The organism is Anaeromassilibacillus sp. SJQ-5 (genome assembly GCF_054108045.1).
Genome location: NZ_JBPJWQ010000001.1, coordinates 2,159,567 through 2,173,164, shown reverse-complemented (window position 1 = coordinate 2,173,164; position 13,598 = coordinate 2,159,567). Strand labels below are relative to the sequence as shown.

General features: G+C 62.6%; 12 protein-coding genes. 7 read left to right on the top strand and 5 right to left on the bottom strand.

Going from position 1 to position 13,598, the window contains the following annotated elements; translation table 11 throughout:
* The first annotated feature begins 283 nt into the window (after positions 1-283).
* From ACSAMM_RS09285 to ACSAMM_RS09260, 6 genes are all read left to right on the top strand, one after another.
* Positions 284-622, top strand: coding sequence for a hypothetical protein (locus ACSAMM_RS09285; RefSeq protein WP_457791148.1), 339 nt, complete (start codon positions 284-286; stop codon positions 620-622).
* 296 nt (positions 623-918) lie between these two features.
* On the top strand, positions 919-1,845 hold the full coding sequence (locus ACSAMM_RS09280; RefSeq protein WP_457791147.1) for an AEC family transporter: 927 nt from the start codon (positions 919-921) through the stop codon (positions 1,843-1,845).
* A 30-nt stretch (positions 1,846-1,875) separates the two neighbouring features.
* Complete coding sequence (locus tag ACSAMM_RS09275) at positions 1,876-2,724, top strand: aminoglycoside adenylyltransferase domain-containing protein (protein ID WP_457791146.1); 849 nt, start codon at positions 1,876-1,878, stop codon at positions 2,722-2,724.
* A 67-nt stretch (positions 2,725-2,791) separates the two neighbouring features.
* Positions 2,792-4,234, top strand: coding sequence for an HlyC/CorC family transporter (locus tag ACSAMM_RS09270; RefSeq protein WP_457792169.1), 1,443 nt, complete (start codon positions 2,792-2,794; stop codon positions 4,232-4,234).
* Positions 4,235-4,411: 177 nt separating this feature from the next.
* A complete protein-coding gene (gene malQ / locus ACSAMM_RS09265) occupies positions 4,412-5,896 on the top strand; it encodes a 4-alpha-glucanotransferase (protein ID WP_457791145.1) in 1,485 nt (494 codons plus the stop codon).
* 143 nt (positions 5,897-6,039) lie between these two features.
* The gene (locus ACSAMM_RS09260; RefSeq protein WP_457791144.1) at positions 6,040-6,174 is read left to right on the top strand and encodes a hypothetical protein; all 135 of its coding nucleotides are present in this window, start codon (positions 6,040-6,042) and stop codon (positions 6,172-6,174) included.
* Between the two features lie 45 nt (positions 6,175-6,219).
* Here the strand turns inward: ACSAMM_RS09260 and ACSAMM_RS09255 are convergent, their stop codons facing one another.
* The 5 genes from ACSAMM_RS09255 to ACSAMM_RS09235 all read right to left on the bottom strand — a co-directional run bounded on the left by ACSAMM_RS09255 (position 6,220) and on the right by ACSAMM_RS09235 (position 11,492).
* Complete coding sequence (locus tag ACSAMM_RS09255; protein WP_457791143.1) at positions 6,220-6,600, bottom strand: hypothetical protein; 381 nt, start codon at positions 6,598-6,600, stop codon at positions 6,220-6,222.
* A gap of 352 nt (positions 6,601-6,952) precedes the next feature.
* A complete protein-coding gene (locus ACSAMM_RS09250) occupies positions 6,953-7,603 on the bottom strand; it encodes an immunoglobulin-like domain-containing protein (RefSeq protein WP_457791142.1) in 651 nt (216 codons plus the stop codon).
* A complete protein-coding gene (locus ACSAMM_RS09245) occupies positions 7,590-8,111 on the bottom strand; it encodes an RNA polymerase sigma factor (protein WP_457791141.1) in 522 nt (173 codons plus the stop codon). The genes ACSAMM_RS09250 and ACSAMM_RS09245 overlap by 14 nt, the downstream gene beginning before the upstream one ends.
* Positions 8,112-8,237: 126 nt before the next feature.
* Positions 8,238-10,694: a glycogen/starch/alpha-glucan family phosphorylase gene (locus ACSAMM_RS09240; protein WP_178724473.1), complete on the bottom strand. Its 2,457-nt coding sequence runs from the start codon at positions 10,692-10,694 to the stop codon at positions 8,238-8,240.
* Between the two features lie 312 nt (positions 10,695-11,006).
* Entirely contained in the window at positions 11,007-11,492 is a 486-nt protein-coding gene (locus tag ACSAMM_RS09235; protein ID WP_178724475.1) for an HD domain-containing protein, read from the bottom strand.
* Between the two features lie 239 nt (positions 11,493-11,731).
* Here ACSAMM_RS09235 and glmS point away from each other — a divergent pair, with 239 nt between their 5' ends.
* The gene (gene glmS, locus ACSAMM_RS09230; protein ID WP_178724477.1) at positions 11,732-13,561 is read left to right on the top strand and encodes a glutamine--fructose-6-phosphate transaminase (isomerizing); all 1,830 of its coding nucleotides are present in this window, start codon (positions 11,732-11,734) and stop codon (positions 13,559-13,561) included.
* The last annotated feature ends 37 nt before the right edge of the window (positions 13,562-13,598 follow it).

The window sequence follows — 13,598 nt, the reverse complement described above, 5'->3', positions numbered from 1 at the left end:
CGGCAGCCGCCGGCGGCTTTTTTGTTCGATAATTTTTAAGAGTCCGTTTTATGGGACACGTAACAGCGTATACTTTTTATTGTTGAAGGAAAGCCAGACGGACACAAGGTGGACATACAATATATAGATAGAAAATTACAAAAACATCTATATATAGAGAAATGCGTGAAAAGTGTGGTTTTTCAAAAAAGACTTGCAATTTGAGAGAAACGCGGTATAATGGGATTGTAAACATTTGTTCGGAACAAGCGTTCTTGAGCAAACGCGAACGGAGGAAGAAAAAATGTTGTGGAGCAGCTTGAATGTGGTGGTCATGACCATCCTGTTTATGTATATGGTGAATAAAGCCAAATGTGCCGAGACCCGTAAGCTGGCCCTGGTGCCGCTGGCGACGGCGGCAGTGGAGCTGCTGGCGGCCGGCCTGCTGCGGCCGGGCCTGTATCCGGCGCTCACGGCCCTGCTGATCGCCATGCGGCTGGTGATTATCGGCTGCTGCGTGGCGGCCCTGCGGCGGGACGCGGCCATGGCCAAAAGCCGGGCGCGCCGGCGCGCCCGGGCCCGGCGAGCGGCGGTGGAAGCACCGCGGCTGCGGGTGGTTCCCAAGCCCCCCCAATGCGCATGACGCGCGGTTAAAACGGCCCTCGTACCGGTTCGGTGCGGGGGCCGTTTTGCGCGGAAGGTGAAAAACACGCGAAAACACACGCATTTTTTCGAATTTTTTCGAGTTTTTCCGCCTCTTCTAGGGGACGAAATCGCATTTTTCCGTCCATTTTCCTTGAAAAGCCAACCGATATCGTGTAAGATAGAACCCATGGATTTTTCGCCGGGCGCCCGGCGCTGTCCGGCCCGGCCTCGGGCGGTTTCCCGCGGGGCGCCGGGGGACGCCGAGCCCGGATAAGGCAAGAGGATGGGTGACAAGTGGCGGAGAGTTTTTGGACCGTTGGCCAGCAGGTGCTGGTGCTGTTTCTGCTCATTGGGGTGGGCTTTGTGTGCGGGCGGCTGAAGCTGCTGAACGCGGGGGCGGTCAAGTGTTTGGCGGATGTGGTGCTGTACGTGGCCTTTCCCTGCGTCATCGTCCAGTCCTTCATGCGGCGGTTCGACCCGTCCATGCTGCGGGGGCTGCTGGCGGCCGGAGCGGCGGCGCTCGCGGTTCATGTGGTCTCCATCCTCATCGCCCATCTGGTCTTTCGGGACAAGGACGAGGCCAGGCGGCGGGTGCTGCGGTTCTGCACGGTGTTTTCCAATGCGGGGTACATGGCGCTGCCGCTGCAGTCCGCCCTGCTGGGGGAGACCGGCGTGTTTTACGGCGCGGCCTATGTGGCGGTGTTCAACCTGGTGTTGTGGAGCTATGGCCTGGTCACCATGAGCGGGGAGAAAACGGGGCTGTCGGCCAAAAAGCTGCTGCTCAACCCGGGGGTCATCGGGTTGGCGGCGGGGCTTCTCGTGTTTCTGCTGTCCATTCCGGTGCCGGAGGTGGTGGCTGCGCCGATCGGGCATCTGGCGGCCCTGAACACCCCGGTGCCCATGTTGATCATCGGCTTTTATCTGGCCGAGACGAATCTGCCCGCCGCCCTGCGGGACAAGCGCAGCTACGTCGCCATCGGGCTGCGGCTGGTAGCGCTGCCGCTGCTCGCGCTGTTCGGCATGGTACTGTGCGGGATGCGGGGGCCGCTGCTGGTTTCCTGCGTCATCGCGGTGAGCGCGCCGGTGGCGGCGGCCTCCACCATGTTCGCCACCAAATTTGGGCAGGACACCCTGCTGAGCGTCAACCTGGTGAGCCTGTCCACCTTGTTTTCCGTTGTCACCATGCCGCTGATTGTGGCGGTGGCCCAGGTTTGGGGGTAGGCGCGGCCGGATAGGAAAGGGGCGGACGGTGTGCACGCACAGAGCTGGCAGACCTGCGACGCGGATATTCGGGCCTTTGTGCAGCGCTTTATCCGGCTGACCACCGACTGGCTGGGAGCGGCGAACGTGACGGGGGTGTACCTCCATGGCTCGCTGGCCACCGGCAGCTATTACCGGCCGAAAAGCGATATCGACCTGCTAATTGTGGTGCCGGACAGGCTGGACGGCGGCATGGCCGCCGGGCTGAACCTGGCCATCGCCCGGCTGGCCGAGAAAAGGCCAACGGTGGGAAGCCTCGAGGTGTCGGCGATGACCGCTGACACGGCGGCGCGGGTTCCTATCCCCACCCCCTACGAGTTGCATTATTCCGCCGCTTGGCATGAGCGGGTTCTGCGGGGCGAGGTGTCCTATGGCACGGGGCGGACGGACGGGGATCTGCCGGCGCATCTGTTCTGCGTGCGCCGGCGGGGCGTCTGCCTGTACGGGAGACCGATTGCTGAGGTGTTCGGCGACGTGAGCCGGGAGGCGTTTTTGCGGGCGATTCTGGCCGACGCGGGGGAAATACTCGAGGGGGAGCGCCTGCTGGAAATCCCTTATTACGGTGTGCTCAACCTCTGCCGGGTGCTGCAGGCGCTGACAGATCGGGAGGTCTACCCCTACAGCAAGGACGAGGGAGGCGCGTGGGGGCTGCGGCGGCTGCCGGAAAGGTTCCGGCCCCTGATAGCGGCGGCGCTGGACGTTTACCACGCGGAGACACCCGTGCGGGAGGCGCAGCGGGAGACCGGGGGCGTCCGCTGGAACCGGGAGGATCTCTTGGCCTTTCGTGACTACGCCCGCGAGTGGCTGAGCGCCAGCGGGTTACCGAACGGAAGCGGCTGAACGGCGCTTCCGGCCCGCGCGGTTTTTAGGCCGTTGAGGTAAGTAATGAGTAAATCCGGTGATTGGGATGGCGCGGGGAATTCCCCGCCAAGCCGTCGCCGGTTCGCTGGACATGATGAATGCGGCGCTGCCCCAGGCATTTTTTCACGGCGGGGACCGTATTATCATAAAACAGGGGCGGGAGGAAACCGCCCGGCTTCCAGATGACGGCATAGACAATGGACGACAGAAAAGGAGTGTGGTGTCCTTCGTGGACAGTTCCAGTTGGGTGTACATCGCCGTTTTGATTTTGCTTGTGGCTTTTTCCGGCTTTTTTTCGGCGACGGAGACGGCCTTTACCACCATCAACCGGATCCGGTTGAAAACCATGGCGGCGGCCGGCAGCAAGCGGGCGGCCCTGGTGCTGCGCATGGCGGAGGATTACGACCGGCTGCTTTCCACCATCCTCATCGGCAACAACATCGTCAACATCGCCTCCGCGTCCATCGCTACGGTGGTGTTTGTGAGGTTTCTGGGGGACAAGGGCGTGACCATCTCCACCGTGGTGATGACGGTGGTGGTGCTGATCTTCGGGGAGATCTCCCCGAAGAGCCTGGCCAAGCAGAACGCGGAGAGCTTCGCCATGCTGGCCGCGCCGCTGCTGCGGGTGTTCCTGGTGGTTTTCAAGCCGCTGAACTGGCTGTTTTTGCAGTGGAAAAAGCTGCTCAACCGGGTGTTCCGGCCCCGGGCAGACACGGGCATGACCGGCGAGGAGCTGAAGGTCATGGTGGACGAGGTGCAGAGCGGGGGCAGCATCGACGAGCACGAAGGAGAGCTGATCCGCTCGGCCATCGAGTTCAACGACCTGGACGTGGAGGATATCCTTACCCCCCGGGTGCAGGTGGTGGCGGTGGAGGAGCGGGACACGCTGGAAGAAATCTCCGACAAGTTCCTGCAAAACGGATATTCCCGGATGCTGGTGTACCGGCATACCATCGACACCCTGCTGGGCGTCATCCATGAAAAGGATTTTTACACCCTGCTCCATGAGGGCGGGACGGATCTGAGCGCCATCATCCAAGAGGTGCCCTGCGTGCCGACCGGCATGAAGATTTCGGCGCTGCTGCGGCAGCTGCAGCGGGACAAGGCGCATCTGGCGGCGGTGGTGGACGAGTTCGGCGGCACCTGCGGCATCGTGACCATGGAGGACATCCTGGAGGAGCTGGTGGGCGAAATCTGGGACGAGCACGACGACGTGGTGGAGGACATCCGCCCGCTGCCGGACGGCGGCTTCTGCGTCAAGGGGGATGTGCGGCTGGACGATATGCTGGAGTTTTTCCATATCGACAAGGAATACGACGTGGTGTCGGTGGGCGGCTGGGCGCAGCAGGAGCTGGGCGCCGTGCCGCAGACCGGCGACCGGTTCGAGGCCGAGGGACTCGAGGTGACCATCACCGCCACCGAGATGCGCCGGGTGACGGAAATCCTGGTGCGGCCGGCGGCGGATGAGCCGCGGGAAGAAAGGCCGTAAGCGAGACGGCAACACCCCATCACCGGCCCGTATGGGCTTGGCGATGGGGTGTTTTATTCGGCGGAAAGCGCTGTTGGGGAGGAGAAAAGCGGCTGGGGATACCGGCCGCTTTTTGAACATATACTAGCGTTATGACCGGTCGCGGTATCGAGCAAACGGGAAAGGACGGCGGTGAAGATGAAAGCGCCACTCAAGCGGGGAGCGGGGATCCTACTGCCCATCAGCAGCCTGCCCTCGCCTTACGGCATCGGCACGCTGGGGAAGGACGCCCGGGAGTTTATTGACCGGCTGCACCGGGCGGGACAGACCTACTGGCAGGTGCTGCCGGTGGGGCCGACCAGCTATGGGGACAGCCCGTACCAATCCTTCTCCGCCTTCGCGGGCAACCCGTATTTCATTGATTTGGACACCCTGGCGCGGGATGGACTGCTGACGGCCAGGGAGCTGGCGGCCATCCCGGCGGGCCGCCCGGATCGGGTGGATTACGGCTGGCTGTTCGAGACGCGGTTCCCGCTGCTGCGCCGGGCGTTCGGGCGGTTCGCGGACAGGAACGGGGCGTTCGCGGCCTATTGCGACGCGCAGCGCGACTGGCTGGACGATTACGCCTTCTATATGGCGCTCAAGGAGCGGTTCGGTCACAGGGAATGGCTGCAGTGGGACGAGGACATCCGACTGCGCCGGCCGGACGCGGTGGATGCTTGGCGGCGGGAGCTGGCGGAGAATATCCGGTTCTGGCAGTTCTGCCAATTCCTATTTGATGGGCAGTGGGCCGCGCTCAAGACGTACGCCAACCGGGCGGGGATCGCCATCATCGGGGATATTCCGATTTACGCGGCGCTGGACAGCGCCGACGTATGGGCGGCGCCGGGGCAGTTCCAGCTGGACGAGACGGGGCGCCCCACCCACGTGGCAGGGGTGCCGCCGGACGCGTTTTCCGCCACCGGGCAGCGGTGGGGCAATCCGCTGTACGACTGGGCGGCCATGGAGCGGGACGGCTTTGCCTGGTGGCGGCGGCGGGTGGCGCGGTGCGCGCGGCTGTACGATGTGATCCGCATCGACCATTTCATCGGCATCGCCCGGTATTACGCCATCCCGGCGGCGAGCGAGACGGCTCTCATGGGAGAGTGGCGGGAGGGGCCGGGCAAGCGGCTGACCGACGCCATCGATCAGGCGGCGGGAGACGCCCGGATCCTGGCGGAGGATCTGGGGGTGCTTCACGAGTCGGTGCGCCGGCTGCTGCAGGCCACGGGATACCCGGGCATGAAGGTGCTGCTGTTCGCTTTCGACAGCGGGGCGGGGAACACCCATCTGCCCCACTGGTTCGATCACAATGCCGCGGTGTACGGCGGCACCCACGACAACGAGACCATCGCCGGCTACTGCGCGGGAAAAACCGACGAGGAGCTGCGGTATCTGATGGACTATCTGCAGGCGGGGCGGCGGGAGGACATTCCGCGCGCCCTGCTGCGCGCCGCCTACCAAAGCGTGGCGGACGCGGCGATTTTTCAAATGCAGGACATTTTGGAGCTGGACGACACGGCCCGGATGAACACGCCTTCCACCATCGGGGGCAACTGGCTGTGGCGGCTGTCTCCCGGGCAGTTCACCGACGAGCTGGCGCAGGAGCTGCGGCGGCTGGCGGAGTTGTACGGCCGGGCGTAACGGAAGTCCGGCGGGAATGGCCATCGATTCCTTTTACAGACCATTTTCTAAACGATTCGCCGCCCGGCAGGAATTTCCTGCCGGGCGGCGGGCTTTGGCGGGCACACTACCAGTAACGCCACGGAAAAAGGAAGGATCCGACCATGCCGGTAATGAAACGGCTGCTGGTTCTGCTGACGGCGGCCGTCCTGGCCGCGGGGCTGACCGGCTGCGTAAAGGACGACGACTCAGGCAACGGGCGGAGCACGGACAAGCGCTCCGTCTGCTACCGGATATAGCGTAAGGGAAGCGGGAGAGCAATGAAGCTCTCCCGCTCTTTTCGCTCATGTCTGGGCATTCTGTGCCGGTTCCGCTGCTTTTAGCTTGAGGTTTATGAGAAAGCGTTCCATCAACAGGGAAACGGGGACATCTAGAAAGCACTCATGTATCGTTCTGCTTATCACCCAATCCACGTCCCGCGTGTAATCGTTCGCGTAGAGCACAACGAGTATCAGGGTATACAGCTTTTCCCGGTAAAGCCTTTCCACGAGATCCGCAACATACTCGATATCCGGATGGTAGTTTTCGGTGTGGCAAATGCGAGACCAATCCTGGGGATTTTCTTTTGCCCAAAGGATTAAGCGGCGAAATTCCTGCTGACCGGCATCCATGTCCCGGGCGCTGGCAATGGAGGGATTCCCCTCGTTGCTATACGGTTCTGCCATGAATAAACCTCCTTTTTTTCTATAGAACTAGCGGCTATCTCCAGTATAGCACAAAGATATTTTTTCATGGCTTACACCTATAAGCAGCGAGAAAATAAATTTTTCTTTTGCAAAAAATTGGACTGTTCACAATGCGGCCGCTCTCCCGGCGAATGTCGGGAGAGCGACGATATACGCAGAGCAAACGCAGGATAAACCGCGCTTTTTCAGGGGCGAGCATCGCTCGCCCGTTTCCCATGGCGGCGGGGCTGTTTCACGGGCGAGCAGTGCTCGCCCCTACAACCTCTGTCCAAATGGGCGGGGTTGCAAAAAGCGGCGCTCTCCAATGGCTTCACCGTGGAGAGCGCCGCTTTCAGCGGCTCTCGGCATGGAAATAAAGGGATACGGTTTGCTCGGCGCCTCCTTCGGAGCCGTCCGGGTGAAGGGTCATATCGAGGCGGTAATCCCCCGGCTCCAGGCCGTCGGGGAAGAAGGGGGCGAGGGAGAATTGCCGGGAGAACTCGCCGTGGGGCGGTAGCAGGCCGGCCAGGTCGATGATCGTCCAGTCGTCGGCCGGGGGACAGGACGTCCACGAGCCGTTCGTCAGGCGGGACAGGCTGTACTCCATGCCGAAGGTATAACCGGTGCTCGTGTCGTTGATCAGGCGGGCGACAAGCGTGTTTTCCTTCGCGTCGTACCGTTCCAGATCCAGGCGCAGCAAAGCGCCGCCCGGGTAGACAGCGGACACGGCCAAGCCCCCCGGGCCGGCAGGCGGCAGGGGAAGGTTGGCCTGCCGGACGGCTAGGGTCAGCGCGGCCCCGACAACGACGACCAGAGCCGCGGCGGCTGCCGCCAGGGCGACGAGGCGGGCGCGGCTTTTCCTTGGCGGGGGACAGGGGGGCGGCAGATAGGGCGTATCCAGCAGGCCGCCGGCCGCCGCGCGCTGCCTTACGGCGGCCCAGACGTCGCAGGCGTCCCCCCGCTCGTCCAGAAAGCGGGTCAGTTCCTTATCAAACGAGGTCATTGGCGTTCCTCCATTCTTGGCGCACCCGGGCCTTGGCCCGGGCGTAGCAGGATTTGACAGTGCTGGCCGGTCGGTCCAGCAAGGCGGCGATTTGGCGGAAGGTCCAGCCGCAATAGATATGCAGCACCAGGATTTGGCGTTCCGGCTCGTCCAGCCGAAGGAGGATCTGGGCGGCCTCCACCGTCCGGGTGAAATCGCCCGCATCGTCGGGCAGGTCGGCGGGCGGCTCGGCGGCGGGCGGTTTTTTGCGCAGCAGCTCCATGGCGGCGTGGCGGGCGACGGCGAACACGAAGGCCTTACCGCTGCCCGGGTTCCGCAGGCGGGCGGCGGCGCGGGGCAGGCGGGCGAAGGTTTCCTGCACGCAGTCCTCCGCCAGAGGGACGTCCCCCAGCAGGCTGTAGGCAAAGGCGAAAATATCCCGTTTCATCAGCCGGTAGAGCTGCTCGAGCGCACCCATGTCCCCGGGACAGGCCAGCAGCAGCCGCTCGATTTCGGCGTTGGCTTTCATATCCGTCCCCCTCTCTGTAGAATAGTGACAGCGCGGGCGAAAAAAGACGACGGGATCTCGAAAAAATTTTTAGCCGGCAAAACACAAAGGGCCGCCGCGGCGCGGCAGCCCTTTGTGCTTGTCTTTTTATTTCACCGGGCGGCAGTGCCAGATCCGGTCGGAATAGTCCCGGATGGACCGATCGGAGGCGAACACACCGCTGCCCGCGGTGTTGAGCAGGGCCATGCGGGCCCATTTTTCTTTGTCCCGGTAGGTTTCGGCGGAGAGATTCTGCGCCCGCAGGTAGTCCTCGAAGTCCGCGAGCACCATATACGGGTCCTTGGAGGTGAGGGAGCCGGCGATTTCCCCGTAGGTGTGGCCGCCGAAGCCGGCGTACATGGCGTCGATGGCCCGGTGGATGTGGGGATTGCCGGTATACAGCGACTGAGGCTGATACCCCTGCTTTTTGAGAGCCTCCACCTCCTCGGTGGACATGCCGAAGATGAAGATATTGTCCGGGCCCACGGCGTCATAGATTTCCACATTGGCCCCATCCATGGTGCCCAGGGTGACGGCGCCGTTCATCATCAGCTTCATGTTGCCGGTGCCGCTGGCCTCGGTGCCAGCCAGGGAGATCTGCTCGCTGATGTCGGCGGCGGGCATGAGCATCTCGGCCAGGGTGACGCGGTAGTCCTCCAGGTACACCACCTTGAGCTTATCCCGCACGGCGGGATCGCTGTCGATCTCCTTGGCCAGGTTGCAGATGAAGCGGATGATCTCCTTGGCCAGGTAGTACCCGGGGGCGGATTTGGCGCCGAACAGGTAGGTGCGGGGGACGAAATCCATGTGCGGGTTGTCCTTGAGCTGGAGATAGGTGTGCAGGATGTGCAGGGCGTTAAGATGCTGGCGCTTGTATTCATGCAGGCGCTTGACCTGCACGTCGAACAGGGAGTCGGGGTCGATGGAGACACCGGCGGTCTTTTTGACGTAGTCGGAGAGGCGGGCCTTGTTTTCCCGCTTGATGGCGGCGAAGCGCTCCAGAGCGGCCTTGTCGTCCGCCAGGGGGCGGAGCTTCGCCAGTTCTTCGGCGTGGAGGACGAAGCCGTCCCCGATGCTTTCCCGGATGAAGGCGGTCAGGCCGGGATTGGCCTGGCAGAGCCAGCGGCGGTGGGCAATGCCGTTGGTGACGTTGGTGAATTTCTCCGGTGTGACGGAGAAGGCGTCGGGGAAAACGGTGTGCTTGACGATCTCGCTGTGCAGCTTGGACACGCCGTTGACCGAGTGGCAGGCCGCGACGCAGAGATTGGCCATTTTGATGAGGCCGTAGCTGATAATGGCCATGCGGCCCACCTTCTCGGTGTCGCCGCCGGTGGCCTCCATCATCTGGGCGCTGAAGCGGTTGTTGATTTCCCGCACGATCTGATAGATGCGGGGCAGGCGCTGGCGGAAGAGATCCTCCGGCCAGCACTCCAGGGCCTCGGCCATGACGGTATGGTTGGTATAGGCCACGGTGCGGGTGACCAGATCCCAAGCCGCGTCCCAGGAATAGCCGCACTCATCCAGCATGATGCGCATCAGCTCAGGAATGGCCAGGGTGGGGTGGGTGTCGTTGATGTGGACGGCGGCGTTGTCCGGCAGGTTGTCCAGGGTGCCGAACTGCTCGAGGTGGCGGCGCACGATGTCCTGCACCGAGGCGGAGACCAGGAAATACTGCTGCGACAGCCGCAGGGACTTGCCCTCCCGGTGATTATCGGCGGGGTAGAGCACCTGGGTGATGACCTCGGCCATGGCCTTCTGCTCCATGGCGCGCATATATTCACCCTGGTTGAACAGGGACATGTTCATGCCCGGGGCGGTGGAGCGCCACAGCCGCAGGGTGGACACGCCGCGGCCATCCTTGCCCGCGACCATCAGGTCGTAGGGCTGGGCGATGACGATATTGGCGTTGTCGTGCACCACGTGATGGAAGCCGTTGTCGTCCCACCATTCCCGGATATTGCCGTCGAAGCGCACTTCCTTGGCCAGTTCGGGACGGGGCAGCAGCCAGCTTTCCCCGCCGGGGAGCCAGAAATCGGGCAGCTCGGTCTGCCAGCCGTCCACCAGCTTCTGGCGGAAAATGCCGTATTCATACAGTAAGGAATAGCCCACGGCCGGGATGGCGGCGGTGGCCAGGCCATCCAGGAAGCAGGCGGCCAGGCGGCCCAGGCCGCCATTGCCCAGGCCGGCGTCGGGTTCCAGCTCGAACAGGGCGTCCAGCTTGACGTGGAAGCCGTCCAGCACCTGGCGGGCCTCCTCGGTGAGGTTCAGGTTATACAGAGTGTTCTTAAGCGAGCGGCCCATGAGGAATTCCATGCACAGGTAATACACCTGCTTGGACTGCTGCCGGTGGGCTTCCCCAATGTATTCCACCCGGCGGGCGCGCATCATGTCCCGCAGCACCAGCACCAGCGCGTTATAGAAGTGCTCGTTGGTGGCGCTTTCGGGCTGCACGGAAAAGTTGTGCAGCAGTTTGGCGGTCAGGAGCGCTTTCAAATCCGCTTCCGGCTGGGCCTTGGGCACGGGGGAAGCGGATTTCTTCTTTATCACTTTCGCTTTCTCAGCCATGGTCTTAATTCATTCCTTTCCATTCGATGGGCTATCGGAAATGCCGGCTGCAAGGGGCAGCCCGGCGGAAGCCTCGGCACGGGGCGGGACAAGCGAACGAAAGGACGCCTGTCTGCAGCTTCATTATATAGTGTATGCGGAAAAAAAGCAATAGTTCAACAATAATATCCAAACATTTTCTACAATAGGCAGAAATACGCTGTTGAAAATAGCAAAATGCACAAATATCGACACGTTTTAAATGGTAAGGCGATTACAGAAAGCAGGGGGATTCCACAAAGAAAGAAGCCGCCGCGAAGGGCGGCGGCCTGGTTACGGCTGGGGGAGGGCGGGGATAGGTTTGGCCAGACGGAAGGTTTCCGCGAGGGAGCAGCATTTATCGATAAGGCATACGGCGGCGGCTTCCTTGCACCGGGGGAGGCGGCGGAGTGTCAGGGGCCACATATGGCTGGCGATGACGTTCTCCGCCTTGTGGGACAGGCGGAAGCGCTGCCGGGCGTTTTTCAGAGCGGTGGCGGGGTGGGTGAAGCCATGCAGGCCGTATTGCCGGCCGACAGTGTGCCAGTCGTAGAGAAAAAAGTCGTGCAGCAGGGCGCCGCGGATCAGGCTTTCCCCGTCCACCCGCAGGCGCAGGCGGCGGCAGAGCCAATAGCTGTAATAGGCGACGGAGAGGCTGTGCTCCAGACAGGAGACACGCCCGTGCTGGGTGAAGGCGCTCATGGATTGCACCTCCGGACAGGCCAGAAGAGCCTTGGCGCAGGCATTGAAGTACAGATGCTCGTCTCGGGTGAGTTTCATGAAGCCGCCACGTCCTTTCTCTCTTATTGTATGCATTTATAAGGGCGAATGCAAGGGAGGGAGGGATTCTTTACCGCTTCTTAAGAGATTTTTTCGATTTCACAGGGGAGGCGATCCATTTTTTTCTTGTCAGGGTGGGATGGATGCAGTAAAATAAAGAGCGTTCCGCCGCGTTTGTGGGAACGAGGCGGAACGGCAGGCTGACACATGTGTGGGAAGAAAGGAGCACTGGTCAATTTATGTGTGGAATTGTGGGATTCATTGGCCGCAAGCCGGCGGCCCCTCTCCTGTTGGAGGGGCTGGCCAAGCTGGAGTACCGGGGGTACGATTCGGCCGGCATCGCGCTGGTGGGAAGCGCCGGCGTGGAGATTTACAAAACCAAAGGGCGGCTGGCCGTCCTGAGCGAAAGCATTCACGCGGGGGAAGGGATGGAGGCGACGGCCGGCATCGGCCACACCCGCTGGGCAACCCATGGGAAGCCCAGCGACGAGAACTCCCATCCCCACCGCAGTTCAAGCGGGCGGTTCGCCGTGGTGCACAACGGGATCATCGAGAACTACGCCGTGCTGAAAAAGGAGCTGCAGGATAAAGGGGTGACGTTCCTTTCCGAGACGGACACCGAGGTCATCGCCCACCTCATCGAACAGGCGTATACCGGGGATTTCACCGCCGCGGTGCGGGCGGCCATCGCCCGGCTGGAGGGTTCCTACGCCCTGGGGGTGCTGTGCGCCGAGCATCCGGACGAGATCGTCGCGGTGCGTCGTTCCAGCCCGCTGATTGTCGGGCTGTCGGAGGAGGGTAACTTCATCGCGTCCGATATCCCCGCCGTGCTGGCGCACACCCGGCGGATCCTCCAGCTGGCGGACGGCGAGGTGGTTTGCCTGACACGGGACGGGGCGCGGGTGCTCGACGAGGGCGGCCGGCCGGTGGAGAAGAAGGAGATGCTGGTCGACTGGGACGTGACCAGCGCGGAAAAGGGCGGGCACGCCCACTTCATGATCAAAGAGATTCTGGAGCAGCCGGCGGCGCTGGCCGCCACGGTGTCCCCCCGCGTCGGGGCGGACGGGGGGATCGTGCTGGACGGCATCCGCCTGACGGCCGCCCAGCTGCGCAAAATCCGGCGCATCGCCATCCTCGCGTGCGGCTCCGCCTATCACGCGGGGGTGGTGGGCAAATACGTGCTGGAAAAGCTGACCCGCATCCCGGTGGACGTGGATGTGGCGTCGGAGTTCCGGTATCGGGACCCCATTGTGGACGCGAACACCCTGGCCATTGTCATTAGCCAGTCGGGAGAGACGGCCGACACCCTGGCCGCCATGCGGGAGGCCAAACGGCGGGGGGCGCGGGTGCTGTCCATCGTCAACGTGGTGGGCAGCTCCATCGCGGCGGAGAGCGACGACGTGCTGTATACCTGGGCGGGACCGGAAATTTCGGTGGCCACCACCAAGGCGTATTCCACCCAGCTGGTTATGCTGTACCTCCTGGCGTTTTACATCGCTCACAAGCTAGGACATATCGACGACCGGGATCAGCGCCGGCTGCTCAGCGCGCTTATCCGTCTGCCTGATCTGGTGGCGGGGATCCTGCGCCAGGCGCCCCAGCTGCAGCAGCTGGCCCAGCGGTACGCCTATCTGGAGCACGCGTATTTCATCGGGCGGAATCTGGATTACGCCGTGGCGCTGGAGGCATCCCTCAAGCTCAAGGAAATCAGCTACATCCACTCGGAGGCGTATCCCGCCGGGGAGCTCAAGCACGGCACCATTTCCCTTATCGAGGAGGGCACCTTCGTGGTGGCGCTGGCCTGCAGCGACAAGCTGACGGAAAAGACCATGTCCAACATCAAGGAAGTCAAGGCCCGGGGGGCGGAGGTGCTGGTGGTGACCACCGACGACAACCGGGAGGTGCTGCCCGAGGCGGATCACGTGATTTATATCCCCAAAACCAACGATCTGCTCATGCCCTCCCTGGAGGTGGTGCCCATGCAGCTGCTGGGCTACTATATCGCGCTGGCCCGCCACTGCGACATCGATAAGCCACGCAATCTGGCCAAGAGCGTGACGGTGGAATAAGCACGGTTCAAAAAAGTACCGGCATGCCGATTCTGGG